Annotated in this window: 10 protein-coding genes (1 of these 10 running past the window's edge); 1 reads left to right on the top strand and 9 read right to left on the bottom strand. The window is 53.0% G+C overall.

What is annotated here, in order from left to right; all coding sequences use genetic code 11:
- Positions 1-22: the final stretch of a molybdopterin-dependent oxidoreductase gene (locus SNR34_RS27975; RefSeq protein WP_486180633.1), read on the top strand. It extends 1,301 nt beyond the left edge of the window; only the last 22 of its 1,323 coding nucleotides appear in the window; its start codon lies beyond the left edge, outside the window; it ends in the stop codon at positions 20-22.
- A 104-nt stretch (positions 23-126) separates the two neighbouring features.
- Here the strand turns inward: SNR34_RS27975 and ligA are convergent, their stop codons facing one another.
- From ligA to SNR34_RS28020, 9 genes are all read right to left on the bottom strand, one after another.
- Positions 127-2,142, bottom strand: a complete 2,016-nt coding sequence (gene ligA, locus SNR34_RS27980) for an NAD-dependent DNA ligase LigA (protein WP_339274809.1) — start codon at positions 2,140-2,142, stop codon at positions 127-129.
- Positions 2,143-2,254: 112 nt separating this feature from the next.
- Positions 2,255-4,603 (bottom strand): DNA helicase PcrA, encoded by a 2,349-nt coding sequence (gene pcrA / locus SNR34_RS27985; RefSeq protein WP_339274811.1) that lies wholly within the window; start codon positions 4,601-4,603, stop codon positions 2,255-2,257.
- 174 nt (positions 4,604-4,777) lie between these two features.
- Positions 4,778-5,464: a heptaprenylglyceryl phosphate synthase gene (gene pcrB, locus SNR34_RS27990; RefSeq protein ID WP_438286878.1), complete on the bottom strand. Its 687-nt coding sequence runs from the start codon at positions 5,462-5,464 to the stop codon at positions 4,778-4,780.
- A gap of 125 nt (positions 5,465-5,589) precedes the next feature.
- A complete protein-coding gene (locus SNR34_RS27995; protein WP_486180634.1) occupies positions 5,590-6,465 on the bottom strand; it encodes a phosphatidylinositol-specific phospholipase C/glycerophosphodiester phosphodiesterase family protein in 876 nt (291 codons plus the stop codon).
- Positions 6,466-6,650: 185 nt separating this feature from the next.
- On the bottom strand, positions 6,651-7,538 hold the full coding sequence (rfbD, locus tag SNR34_RS28000) for a dTDP-4-dehydrorhamnose reductase (protein ID WP_486180635.1): 888 nt from the start codon (positions 7,536-7,538) through the stop codon (positions 6,651-6,653).
- Positions 7,535-8,560: a dTDP-glucose 4,6-dehydratase gene (rfbB, locus tag SNR34_RS28005; protein ID WP_486180636.1), complete on the bottom strand. Its 1,026-nt coding sequence runs from the start codon at positions 8,558-8,560 to the stop codon at positions 7,535-7,537. Before rfbB ends, rfbD begins: the two co-directional genes overlap by 4 nt.
- Positions 8,561-8,573: 13 nt before the next feature.
- Entirely contained in the window at positions 8,574-9,122 is a 549-nt protein-coding gene (gene rfbC, locus SNR34_RS28010) for a dTDP-4-dehydrorhamnose 3,5-epimerase (RefSeq protein WP_486180637.1), read from the bottom strand.
- A gap of 168 nt (positions 9,123-9,290) precedes the next feature.
- The gene (galU, locus tag SNR34_RS28015; protein ID WP_486180638.1) at positions 9,291-10,175 is read right to left on the bottom strand and encodes a UTP--glucose-1-phosphate uridylyltransferase GalU; all 885 of its coding nucleotides are present in this window, start codon (positions 10,173-10,175) and stop codon (positions 9,291-9,293) included.
- 227 nt (positions 10,176-10,402) lie between these two features.
- On the bottom strand, positions 10,403-13,873 hold the full coding sequence (locus tag SNR34_RS28020; RefSeq protein ID WP_486180639.1) for a DEAD/DEAH box helicase: 3,471 nt from the start codon (positions 13,871-13,873) through the stop codon (positions 10,403-10,405).
- Between the last annotated feature and the right edge of the window lie 63 nt (positions 13,874-13,936).

The following is a 13,936-nucleotide window of genomic DNA, read 5'->3' on the forward strand; positions in this document are numbered from 1 at the left end:
CCGCCTTCCAAACATCCGTTGATATTCTTCCCCAAATTCACTCAAAAATAAAAATCCCCGCTAGCCGCGTCAATGCAGCTACCGGGGATTCTTTGCGTTATTTCGTTTCAGTTCGTCCGTGTTTCATTATCCTTGATTCAGCAGCCTTACAAGCTCATCCTCATCCTCGATCGTAGGAATGCCCAAATCATGCGCTTTCGCCAGCTTGCTGCCTGCTTTCTCGCCGGCAATGACCAGATCGGTCTTCTTGGATACGCTGCCTGTCACTTTGGCACCAAGTGCCTCCAGACGCTGCGTAGCCTCGTCCCGGGTCAGTTGATGCAGGGTGCCGGTAAGCACCACCGTTTTGCCGCTGAAGAATGAATCCTGCACAACGGCCGCCGGAGCTTCCGGAGCCTGAGCCTTGACGCCAAGGCTCAACATTTTCTCGATGGCTGCTTGCATGAACGGGTCCGCAAAGAAAGCTACAATGCTCTCGGCGACGATGCCGCCCACGTCCGGAAGCTCAATGAGCTCTTCCACGGTAGCGTTCATGATCGCATGGAGATCGCGGTAATGATCGGCCAGCATTTTCGTCGTCGTTTTACCGGTGTTCGGAATGCCCAGGGCATACAGGAATGAAGCAAGGTCGCGATCCTTGCTTTTCTCCAGTGCCGCCAAAAGGTTATTCGCCTTTTTCTCGCCGAACCGCTCCAGCTTGACCAAATCCTCGAATTGAAGGGTATAGAGCTCTGCCGGTTCGCGAACGCTCAATTCGTCATACAGCTGGATGGCTGTCTTCTCGCTGAACGTTTCGATATCCATGGCGTCACGGGATGCAAAATGGGCAATGCGTGCCACGGTCTGCGGTTTGCATGCCAATCGGTTGTTGCAGAACAGGTGCGCTCCGCGCTGCTCGAGCGGGAAACCGCAGGCAGGGCAACTTTCCGGATAGACGATCTCCTCTCCGTCATTTTCTTCGGTTACTTTTCCGAGAATTTCCGGAATGACGTCATTGGAACGGCGGATGAACACGCGCGTGCCCAATGCGAATTTCAGGTTTTTGCGCTCGATGTCCCCCACGTTGTTCAACGTGCAGTTCTGAACCGTAACTCCTGCCAGCTCGACCGGCTCGACACGTGCGAGCGGCGTGACCTTTCCGGTACGTCCTACGTTCCAATCCACCGACTTCAGGACCGTCGTCGTCTCTTCCGCCTCGAACTTGAACGCAACGGCCCAGCGAGGGAACTTGTCCGTATATCCCAACACTTCGCGGGTGCGCATGTCCGTAATCTTGATGACCGCCCCATCGATGAGATAATCAAGCTGATCCCTGTTTTCCTGAATGGCGTCCAGCTGCTCCACCACATCCTCGAACTCATGAAAGTATGTGATCGACGGGTTTACTTTGAAACGGTTTTCGCGCAGAAAGTCCATCATCTCCTGATGGGTGGCGAACCGAAGATTGTCCGAGTACCCGACATTGTAAAAATAAGCATTCAGCCTGCGTTCCGCAGTGACCTTCGGATTGAGGTTGCGCAGCGCGCCCGCAGCGGCATTACGCGCATTTTTGAGCGGTTCGGCGGCCGTCTCGTTATATCTGCTCAATACGGACAGGTTCATGATGCCCTCGCCCTGCACTTCAATCGTTCCCGCCGTATATGGGATCTTGAGCGGAACCGATTTGATCGTTTTGACTTGCGCCAAAATGCCTTCGCCCACCGTGCCGTTGCCGCGCGTGGATGCCTGAACGAGTTCACCGTTCGTATACGTCAGGTTCAGGGTAAGACCATCGAATTTCAGCTCAATGACATAACCCGGGGCCGGCAGAGGATGATCCGGATTTTTGCTGTTGTAGTCGTTCACCAGCTTGATCACACGGGCATTCCAACTTCTCAGCTGCTCCATGTTCTGGGCTTTGTCCAAACTCCACAGCGGGGATAGATGACGATGCGGTTCAAATCCCTTAAGCAGTTCACCACCCACGCGCTGCGTAGGCGAATCCGGCAAAACGATGCCGCTTTCCCGTTCCAGCGTAACCAGTTCGTCGTACAGAAGATCATACTCCTTGTCACTGATCTGCGGCTGGTCCAACGTGTAATACTGGTAGTTATGCTGATTGAGCTCGGTTACGAGTTGCTCCATCCGGTGCATCGGATCCATATGGGGCCATCCCTCCGTATTTAAATGGTTTATATGTGTTGTTGTTTAAAGCACGTCATTATGTAGAACGAACGTCAGAGCAGGTCTGGCGTTCGTTCCGTTGCAAGATTTATTATTCCACTTTGGTGATCGGGGCAAAACCGGCAAGCAGGCGTTTGACGCCAACCGGGGCCGGAAATGCAATCTGCAGCTCCGTATCGTTACCCGTCCCTTTGACGGCAACGATGGTTCCTGTCCCCCATTTGCCATGCTGTACTTTGTCGCCGGCTTTGAACGCACCTGATCCGTCCGCTGCAGAAGCAGGCTTCGACGAAACCGACGGTGTGCTCATGGTCACGCGAGAAGACGCAGCCGAAGTAACCGAGGACGTCGCCGAAGAACCGCCGCGGCTCTGGCGGTCGAACAGCTTGCTTCCGCCGCTGCCGAAATTGCTGCCACCGGTGCTGCCCAACCCGCGTCCGCCGTAAGAACCGCCACCCGTACTGCTGCCGCGGCGATATCGGTCACGCGCCATTTGCGTGTCCTCTTTCAGCTCGTCGGGAATCTCGTCCAAGAAACGCGAAGGCGGATTCGCCGTAGTCCGGCCGAACAGCGTCCGCATCTGTGCACAGGAAAGGAACAATTGTTCCTCCGCCCGCGTAATGCCCACATAGGCCAGGCGGCGCTCTTCCTCCAACTCTTCGTTATCCATGAACGCACGGCTGTGCGGGAATACGCCCTCCTCCATGCCGATGATGAACACGACCGGGAATTCCAGCCCCTTCGCGCTGTGCATCGTCATGAGGGTTACCGCGTCGCTGCGGTCTTCCTCATCGTCATTCATCGTATCGATGTCGGCAATCAGCGCCAAATCCGTTAGGAAGGATACAAGCGTCTTGTCTTCATTGTTTTTCTCGAATTCCATCGTAACCGACAGGAACTCTTCGATATTTTCCAACCTTGCTTTCGACTCGAGCGTATTCTCGGCCTGCATTTCCGTGCGGTACTGGCTCATCTCCAATATTTTTTCTGTCAGCTCGGTCACCGACAAATACTCGACCATTTGGTGCAGTGCAGCAATCATGTCATAAAATTCAACGAGTGCATTACGCGTACGTCCTGCAAAGCCGAGGTCATCCACCACTTGCAGCACGCGATAGATGGATACGCCGCGTTCAGCCGCGGCCGCAGCCAGCTTGGCCACCGTCGTGTCGCCGATGCTGCGCTTCGGCACGTTAATGATGCGGGTCAAGCTGATATCGTCGTCCGGGTTGGAGAGCAGCCGCAGGTATGCCAGAATGTCCTTGATCTCTTTGCGGTCATAGAACTTGATGCCGCCGACGATCTGGTACGGGATATCCGATTTGATCAAAATTTCCTCGATCACCCGGGACTGGGCATTGGTCCGGTACAAGATGGCATGATCCTGATAGGATTTTCCGTTCTTTGCGTTTTTACTAATTTCGGAGGTAACGAAATACCCTTCATCATGCTCGGAATCGGCACGGTACACCTTGATCTTCGCTCCGCCTTCCTTGTCCGTCCACAATTTCTTCGGTTTGCGGCCCGAGTTCAGGGCAATGACTCCATTCGCCGCGTTCAGGATGTTGGACGTGGAACGATAGTTCTGCTCCAGCATAATGGTGCGCGCTTCGGGATAGTCCTGCTCAAAGTTCAAAATGTTGCTGATGTCGGCACCGCGCCAGCGGTAGATCGACTGGTCGCTATCGCCCACGACGCAGATGCGGTGGTGGCTGTCTGCCAGCATGCGGCACAGCATGTACTGGGCACGGTTCGTATCCTGATACTCGTCCACATGGATGTACTGGAATTTCTTTTGATAGAAATCGAGCACTTCCGGCACTTCCTTGAACAATTGGATCGTAGCCATGATGAGATCGTCAAAGTCGAGCGAGTTGTTCGCCTTCAACCGCTTCTGGTACATGGTGTAGATCTTGGCCACGATGCCTTCGAAATAATCCCCGACCTTGCGTTCGTATTGTTCGGGTCCGATCAGTTCGTTCTTGGCCGTGCTGATCATGGCTTGAACGGCCTTAGGCTCGAACTTTTTCGTATCGATGTTCTGGTCCTTCATGCAGCTGCGAATCACGGACAGTTGGTCCGAAGAGTCCAGAATGCTGAAATTGGACGTAAATCCGATCCGTTCGATGTCGCGGCGCAAAATGCGCACGCACATGGAGTGGAAGGTGGATACCCAAATGTCGCGGCCGTCGCGGCCGACCAGCTGGGCTACCCGATCCTGCATCTCGCGCGCGGCCTTGTTCGTAAACGTGATCGCCAAAATGCCCCACGGCGGGGTCTTCCGTGTAGCGATCAAATATGCGATCCGGTGCGTCAGCACCCGGGTTTTGCCGCTGCCCGCTCCCGCCATAATCAGCAGGGGACCGTCGGTTGCTTCGACGGCCTGACGCTGAGGCGCATTCAGCCGGGCTATGGCGTCATGTATATTTACAGGTTGCATGCATGCATGCTCCTTTCGTGATGAATTCGGTCTTGCACGTGAACAGTTGCGAGGCAAAGCTTTATTTTAACAGATTATGCGGGAGAAATGGGAGAATGGGAAGCATTGCCCGCCATACTTGTTTCAGGAGAGATTGGAAAACGCCAAACGGATCTCCGTTAGCCGATTCGGACGCTACACCGAGGCTTTAACGGCCTGCACCGTCTCCAGTGCCTTCGCCAAATCGCTGTATACGATATTGCCAACGACAACGGTATCTGCCGCCTGGGCAGCCTGGGCCGCTTTCTCGGCTCCATCGATGCCCCCACCGTAAATCAAATGCGCCCGCTCCAGCTTTCGGCGCGTTTGCGCAACCAGCTCCATATCCCCAAACGTGCCGCTGTACTCCAGGTACACGACGGACAGTCCCATCAACCGTTCCGCAGTCTGGGCATACGCCACCACCGCCTCTGTGCTCAGATGGGTGTCTGCCCCCGTCATTCTGGCCACGGTCGAATCGGCATTAAGCACGATATACCCTTCCGCAATGAGCTCGTCCCAGGGAATCAGGTAACCGTATTGCTCGATGGCACGCTGGTGCTGTCCGATCAGCCACTGGCTGTCCGTCGTATTAAGCACCATTGGAATGAGGTATCCATCGAAACCAGGCACCACCGCCTCCAAATCGGAAACTTCGAGCACACACGGCAGCTCATAACGCCGCACTCTGGACATGAGGTCTACCGTATTGTCATAAGTCACTCCCGACGAACCTCCCACCATGATGGCGTCGGTTCCGGACATGCAAACGCGATCCAACGCTTCATCGGTAATTTCCCGATCCGGGTCGAGCTTAAAAACATGTCTCCACTGCTTTATCATATCGATCAACGAACATTCCTCCAGAGGTTCTTCTGCATCTTCAAAACACTTGTAAACTAAGTCTATGCCAGCAGGGAGTGAGTGTCAATGTTCGCATAAAAAGGGGAACAAAAAAAGGAAGCCAACTACGGCTTCCACGCAACGCGGGTGTTCATCCGCTCGATTTCCTCTTCGGTCAGCACGTCGGAATATACGCCGTACACGCCCCATTTTTCATAATTGGCCACCTGCTCCGTTTCATTGATCGTATGCACGTACGTAACCGCCCCTGCCCGCTTCAGCCTGGCAACGAAATCCCGGTTCACCTTGTATTCGGGCATGGTCACCGCTGCAATGTCATGATCTTGCACAAAATCCACCACCTGAGCCTCGGTATCCTGCGTAGCATACAATGTATAGATAATGGACGAAAAATCATGAATTTGCTTCACCGACTCCAGCATCGCTTCATTATAAATCTGGACCACGACCCGATCGAGCAATGCCGGATCACGCTCCTGCGCAGCATCCACCAGTGCCGTGAGCACCTGCCGGATATCCTCGTCCTGCTGCTCCTTCGTATCGGTCACGATGTACATGTCGGGATACTCGGCCAGCACGTCCATGATGCCGTCTGCATCCATCGGTTGGTACATGCCCAGAATGGGGGTGTTCATAAATTCCTCATGCGTCAGCGGGCCGGCTTGTTTTTCTTCGGGAAGCTCTTCATCTTGACCCAGCAGTTTGCTCATATTCGCCGTCCACTCATGCCTCGCCACTACCTTGCGGTCAGACGTCAGCATGAAGTCGATCTCGAACACACGCGTGCCCTTTTCGTAGTTGGCGATCATCGCTTCGTAGGCATTCGTGTAAGGCTGGTCGCGGATGCTGCCCATCGCATGGGCAATCAACCGGTAAGCGGTAAAACCGTCATGCTGCTCCTCGCTCTGGCTGTCATAGGCAAAAAACAGCATGCCCACGGTCACGATCAACAACGTTATGGGAGCAATCCATCGTTTCATATCGTTCACATCCTTGGATGGAGTCAGGAAAATGGTTAACATTTATAGCTAACTACCCGATCCGGGATGGAAGTAAACAAAAAACCGCCTACCGGCGGTATGGTAAAATATAAAGATTCAATTGGACTGACCTAAAAATACCCTCTCTTCTTTTACTCAAACCACAGCTTCGTTCCCAGATATATCTAATGTCCCCTCGCTTTCTCCCCGTTCCACTCTAGGATAAATTCCGCTAAAGCTTCCCGCCATGGCCTCAGTGGGGCAAACCCGTTGGCTCGAATCGCCAATGGTTCCATGACTGAATTCGCCGGGCGAGGAGCCGGACGTGGAAACTGCTGCGTCGTACATGGGAGTAACCGGGCCTGTAACTGGAAACCCTCCAGTTTCTTCGCCTCATCGGCAATCCTCTGGGCAAACTCGTACCAGGTGCAAACTCCCGTATTGGATGCATGATAGATGCCATACTTCTCTGTTTTCGACAATATATATAGAAAGTTTGCCAAATCGACAGTATACGTGGGAGCTCCTCTTTGATCGTTTACGATTTGCAATTCGGGCTTGCTTTGCATAAGTTCCAACATCGTTTTCACAAAATTGTTTCCATGCAAGCCGAATACCCAAGATGTACGTACAATGAACCAACGTGTGGTGAGTCCTTGCACAAGCAGCTCCCCAGCTAACTTGGATTTGCCGTATACCGTTTGCGGGTTTGTTTCATCATGCTCACGATATGCTGTCGTCACCATACCATCAAAAACATAATCCGTACTTATATATATAAATCTTGCGCCTACCTTTTCCCCCGCAACAGCAACATTTCGAGTTCCGTATACATTCACCCGGTACGCCGCATCTTCATCCGACTCTGCCCGATCTACGGCCGTGTATGCTGCACAGTGCACAATAAGATGAGGCTTAAAGGTGACGATACATTTCTCGCATTGCTGTTGGTCCGTAATATCCAGCTGGTCTCGATCCAAAGCCATAACATCATGCCCGTCTCTCCGAAAAACCTCTGCTACATCGCGGCCCAACTGACCTGCAGCCCCTGTTACGATAACTCTGTATTTCATGAGGAAGAATCACCCAGCCGCTCTCCATACTGAAGCTGGACATAATCCTGATATTCGCCAGACTGAATTCTCTTCCACCATTCTTGATGATTCAGGTACCAATTTACGGTTTCGCGAATTCCCGTTTCGAAGCTATGCACCGGCTTCCATCCTAATTCAGCATGTATCTTGGTTGGATCGATGCCATACCGACGATCATGACCCAAGCGGTCTTGCACATGTTTGATCAGGCTGGCGGGTTTGCCTAACTGCTGCAGCACGGTTTCCACGATATACAGATTGGTACGCTCATTATTGCCGCCTACGTTATACACTTCACCGTTACGGCCCCGATGGATGACCATATCAATGGCACTGCAATGATCCTCCACATAGAGCCAATCACGAATGTTCAGTCCATCGCCATAAACGGGCACTTCCTCATTATTCTGTGCTCTGGAGATGATTAAAGGAATCAGCTTCTCTGGAAATTGGTATGGCCCATAGTTGTTGGAACAACGGGTAATATTTACGGGCAATCCGTAGGTTTCGTGGTAAGCCCGAACAAGCAAGTCCCCTCCCGCTTTGCTCGCCGAATAGGGGCTGTTTGGCATCAAAGGCGTTTCCTCCGTAAACAATCCGGTGGGGCCGAGCGACCCGTAAACCTCGTCGGTGGATACTTGCACAAACTTTGTGATTTCGTGTTTTTTGGCAGCATCCAAAAGGATTTGCGTTCCCAATACGTTCGTCCGAACAAAAAGCTCTGGAGAAAGAATACTCCGGTCCACATGGGATTCGGCTGCAAAATTGACGATGATGTCAATTCCTTTGGAAAAGATTCGCTCGATTTGCTGCGCATCCGTAATATCGGCTTTCACGAATGTGTAATTAGGATTGGACTCCACCGACTGCAAATTTTCAAGGTTGCCTGCATAGGTCAATGCATCCACGTTGATGATTTCGTAGTTGGCATACTTGCGGAGCATATACATGACAAAATTACTGCCGATAAACCCGGCCCCACCCGTAACGAGCAGTTTCATGCTGTCCCCTCCTTTAGTCAAAATTGATGTCTGCATCCTTCAGCAAGGGATGCTTCGCATCCTTCTCTGAAAGCACGGGATTACTCGTCGGCCAATCAATCGCCAAATCCGGGTCGTTCCATAGAATGCCGCGATCATGTTCAGGAGAATAATATGCATCCACTTTGTAGGCTACTTGTGTACCCGGCACAAGCGTACAAAAACCGTGAGCAAATCCTCGGGGAACTAGCAATTGCCGCTGGTTGTATTCGCTAAGGATGACACCCTGCCACTGACCAAACGTCGGCGATGAACGCCGGATATCCACAATCACATCGTAGATCGCGCCGGACAGAACTCTGACGAGTTTGGTTTGGGCTTGAGGATGAAGCTGGTAGTGCAATCCCCTCAGCACTCCCACTTCTGCCGAAAGGGATTGATTATCCTGAACAAAGGAATACTTTAATCCGTTCTTATGAAGAATCCGTTCATTGTAACTTTCCATAAAATATCCTCGATGATCACCGTGGACTAACGGCTCCAATATCTTCGCTCCATCCAAAAACAGCGGAATGACATTCATTCGATCCCTCCGTTGGCTGCTGACAGTGCTGACAGCATTTCTTCATATAGACTATATATATGTCAGACATCGGACAAATGATCGTTCATTGGCCTGGATCGGATTAATTTGATGAAAACATTCAAAAAAGCCAAGCATTAGAGAGCTCGTCTTGGCTTAAGTGGAAAGTTATATGATTTCCTTCTGCACGATCTTTTGCAAATATGCCAGCAACTGATCACGCAAGTCTTCATGCTGAAGCGCATAATGAATCGTCGTTTCGATAAAGCCAAGTTTCTCGCCGACGTCATGGCGAAGCCCCTCAAAATGATATGCCAGTATCTCTCTCCGCTCATTCAATCGGGACAATGCATCGGTTAGCTGAATTTCCCCTCCGACACCAGCAGACTGCTGTCCAAGAATCTCAAAGATATCAGGTGTCAAAATATAACGTCCCATAATGGCCAGGTTGGATGGCGACTGTTCCGTGCTCGGCTTCTCAATCAGGCGGCGCGCGCGGAACACGCGTTCATCGGTACGGGAGACGACTTCGCCGTCCACGATTCCGTATCTGGACACTTCGCTCCAATCGACGGGCTGCACGCCGACAATGGGTGATTGCAACTCGTCATACACCTCCATCATCTGCTGCAGACACGGCGTATTGGCTTCAACAATATCGTCCCCGAGAAGTACGGCAAACGGTTCGTCTCCAATAAATTTCCGTGCACACCAGATGGCATGTCCCAGTCCCTTGGGTTCCTTTTGCCGGATATAATGAATGTCCGCCATCTCGGATGGTTTGCGAACTTCGCTGAGCAGGTCCCACTTTTGTTTGTCAGCTAAATTCTGTTCCAGCTCGAAGGAGTAATCGAAGTGGTCTTCGATCGCACGTTTCCCCTTGCCAGTCACGATGATAATGTCTTCTATTCCAGAGGCGACGGCCTCCTCGATGATGTACTGAATCGTCGGCTTGTCAACGATCGGCAGCATTTCCTTTGGCATCGCTTTGGTGGCAGGCAGAAAACGTGTCCCCAGCCCAGCCGCAGGAATAATCGCTTTACGGATTTTCATGAAAATCATGGCCCCTTTTCAAAGTTCAAACAGTCGAAATATACGATGAATTCGAAGAGTAATCCAGTCAATACTGTACACTTCATTAACACAAAATGGCTAAGTGAACCCAAGTATACCATGGTTTTTTAGGCACTGTAACAACGATACGCAAATTATATTGCTTCTCATGGTACCACGAAAAGGGCGATGCCGGAATTGCTCCACTGCATCACCCTCATGTCTTGTTACACCATCAACAGCTCCCGGATATCATGCTCGGAAAGGGCGGTGGCCCCTCCGTCTCCCGGCTCGATCACTTCGGCGATCAGATCTTTTTTGCGCTGCTGCAGCTCCAGAATCTTCTCTTCGATCGTTCCTTCCGATACAAGACGGATAACCTGCACAACCTGCTTTTGCCCCATGCGATGGGCACGTCCGATCGCCTGCTCCTCCACGGCGGGGTTCCACCATAGATCGTATAAAACGACCGTATCCGCCCCCGTGAGGTTGAGGCCAGTTCCGCCTGCCTTCAAGGAAATCAAAAACAAGTCGCCTTCTCCCTCGTTGAAACGTCGGCACATGTCCACCCGGTCTTTGGCAGGCGTTTGCCCATCAAGATAAAACAAGCCGCGCCCCTGTGCAAGCAGCGTCTGGCGAATCATGGCGAGCATGCTCGCAAACTGGGAGAAAATCAGCATGCGCCTGCCTGAAGCCATGGCGTCCTCCACGATGTCCAGCAGTTGTTCCATTTTGCCCGACTCGCCCCGGTAGTCTTCCACAAACAGAGCCGGGTGGCAGCACAACTGGCGCAAGCGGGTAATGCCTGCCAAAATTTTGATGCGATGCTGCTGGAAACCGCCTTCTTGCAAATCGCGGGACGTTTCGTCCTGCAGTTGGGACAGATAAGCCGCGTACAGCTTCTTCTGCTCCTGGTTCAACTCCGAACGATGCACCGTTTCGATGCGGTCCGGCAGTTCTTCGAGCACGTCTTTCTTCAGGCGGCGCATGATAAATGGACGAACCATGCGGGCGATGCGCTCTGCCTGAAGATCGCGGAAGCGGCGATAGCTGGGGAACAGTCCCGGGAATATGGCCTCGAAAATGGACCACAACTCGTCCAGCGAATTTTCGACCGGCGTTCCCGTCAGGGCAAACCGGCGCGGAGCCTGGATTTGCTTCACGGCCCGAGCCGTCTGGGAAGAGGCGTTTTTGATCGCCTGCGTCTCATCCAGGATGAGCGTATGGAACGCCCTGCCCAAATACGTATCCAGATCGCGGCGAAGCAGCGGATACGACGTAATGACAACGTCGGCATGCTCCATATCCGCCAGCATCGAGGCACGCTCCTCCTTCTGCCCGGCCGCGACAAGTACGTTCAGATGGGGTGCAAAACGCGCAAATTCATGGGCCCAGTTATACGTTAACGATGCTGGCGCAACGACGAGCACTGGAGGATGACCTGTGTTCGCAGACAAATCCGGCGCCTCCGCCAACTCGGCCGTAATGTACGCGATGCTTTGCAGCGTTTTGCCAAGCCCCATGTCATCGGCCAAAATGCCGCCAAAGCGGTAAAACGCGAGCGTACGCAGCCACTGGTACCCGCTGGCCTGATAATCGCGCAGCACGGAGGACAGCGTGTCTGGCAGCGCGAAGTCCATCCGGTCCGGGTCGCGCAGATCGGCAAGGAAGCGCCGGATGGCACCGCCCCACTTCACATGGCCGGATACCTCGTCCCGGCCCGGAAGCTGCAAGGCCCGGACAGCCGGCAGCTGAATGTGGCTGCCGCGAATATCGCCAGGCTCCAACCCGAGCGAGTCCGCCACGCGGGCGAAGCTGTGCATGCCTTCATTTTCAAGCGAAATAAACGTACCGTCACGCAAGCGCATATAGGCTTTCTTTTCAACGATGCTGCGCATCAGCTCCTGAATCTCCAGTTCATCCAATCCGTCCATCTCGAAGGAAATTTCGAGCCAGTCCAACCCTTTGCCGAGATCGACCCGAACTTTCGGAGGAATCTGTGCGGCGGGCATCATCGCTTTGACTGCGTTCGGCACATAAACATCGGCGTATTTTTCGAGTTCAGGCACCAAGAAATACAGGACGTTATAAATGGCATCCTCCTGCTCGCTCACCCAGACGCTGCCCTCCCGCTCAAGCAAGGACGCATCCAACTTGTCGATTAAATGCTGTTCTCGTCGGCGGTCACGGATCAGAATCACTCGTTCTTCCTCTTCTTCGATCAAATATTCCGCGAGTGGATTGATGACCATCACTTCGTAATCGAATTCGAGGCGGGCCGTAATCCGTTCCCGATAGAAATCAAGGTACAGCTTCGGCGTGAGCGTCGGCTCCACGATCTGTTCCCGCACTTTGGCATCGATGGAGAGATGGCCGAGCATCCGTAATTCAGGCACCACATGCTGCACGAACTCGTTCACCTGATGTTCCGAGATATCAATGCTCTCCTTGATGCCGTAGGACGTAAGAGCACCCACCAAATCTTCCAGACTTCGCATCTGTGTCGGACCCAGCATGTGCAGCTCGCCTTCTACGACTGCGGCACCGTATGCCGGAAGAAGCAATACCTCGCGCAATCCCGAAACTTCAAGCTGATACCCTTCCTGCTTGCCTTCGGCGATCCGATAGTACAAAGGCAGCGCCCCCTGTCCCAGCGCAAGCGGACCGTTCACGAACCCGGTCCCTTCCATCCGGCTGTCCGCCTGAAGCAACAGATCGAGCAGCGGTTTCCATACCAGCGGCGCAATCAGGATGTCCCGGCTATCCGAAGCACCAAGGTAACCCGATATCGATTCCCGGTAAGCTTCTTCGCTATGGCGCATACGAATCAGCATGGATAGAATCTCTTGGTTGCGCGGGCTGAAATAATGGCGGGACGGATCATAGGCAAAATGTTTGGTAAACAGCATCGATACACCCTTTTCGACGCTGTTCAGAAACTGCTTGACCTTTGGAACGACGTACAGGCGTTTTTCGCCTACCTTGAGTTCCAGCGCCAGTTTGGCCTCTCCTTTGCGAACCTGTGCCAGCTTGCAAATGAATTGGACCTGCAGTTCTTCCTGAAACGGGGAGCGCAGTTCCGGAGCTGCCATGCTTCGTTCCAATGCGTGCATGGGATTTCGCTCCCTCGCAAAGAGCGACAAAATTTCGTCCGCCGTGCGATAGGAAGGTTTGTCTGCGGACCTCCCCCAGCCGAGCGCCGAGCTTGGACGACCCGCCTGCGCCAATGAAGAAGGAAGAGATGCATCGGGGCGCTCCCATGCGTTTTCCTCTACCAAAGTCCCCACGCGGGATGCGCCTTCTCCTCCTGCCTTCGAAGATGAAGTTCCTGCAGAAACGCCAACCGAAGTCGCCGGCCGCTCACTGTGCGCATCGCCTTCCCCCCGGGTCTTCTGGGCGGCAGGTTTTGCCTGTTCCCAGCGCTCGTGAATGGTCAAGAGGACGGCGGCCACGTGCTTGCAATAGTCGTAATACATCCCGTAGGCAGGACAATCGCAAAACGCCTCGATCTCTCCCGCCTCGTCCAGATCGATCTTCACCTTGTATCGCTCGGTTCCTCGCACGATCGCGTCATAATGCTGCTCATCCTCGCTAACAACTAGATTGGTCACACGTCCTGACTTATGGTAGTCATCCCCTCGTTTAAATGCCGTGACACCGCACAGCAATTTGATGTCCATCATCGAGAATGGCGCCACGTATCCCCCTCCTCCTTGCAAATCAATCGTCACGTTCCACCAACAACATCTTGAATCAACAGG

It is taken from the genome of Paenibacillus sp. XP01 (assembly GCF_057364885.1).

Bases quoted from the DNA above. Each gene is read 5' to 3' on its own strand.
- pcrA (WP_339274811.1), bottom strand. From the start codon at position 4,603: ATGCAACCTGTAAATATACATGACGCCATAGCCCGGCTGAATGCGCCT.
- rfbC (WP_486180637.1), bottom strand. From the start codon at position 9,122: ATGAATGTCATTCCGCTGTTTTTGGATGGAGCGAAGATATTGGAGCCG.
- pcrB (WP_438286878.1), bottom strand. From the start codon at position 5,464: ATGATAAAGCAGTGGAGACATGTTTTTAAGCTCGACCCGGATCGGGAA.
- SNR34_RS27995 (WP_486180634.1), bottom strand. From the start codon at position 6,465: ATGAAACGATGGATTGCTCCCATAACGTTGTTGATCGTGACCGTGGGC.
- rfbD (WP_486180635.1), bottom strand. From the start codon at position 7,538: ATGAAATACAGAGTTATCGTAACAGGGGCTGCAGGTCAGTTGGGCCGC.
- galU (WP_486180638.1), bottom strand. From the start codon at position 10,175: ATGAAAATCCGTAAAGCGATTATTCCTGCGGCTGGGCTGGGGACACGT.
- rfbB (WP_486180636.1), bottom strand. From the start codon at position 8,560: ATGAAACTGCTCGTTACGGGTGGGGCCGGGTTTATCGGCAGTAATTTT.
- ligA (WP_339274809.1), bottom strand. From the start codon at position 2,142: ATGGATCCGATGCACCGGATGGAGCAACTCGTAACCGAGCTCAATCAG.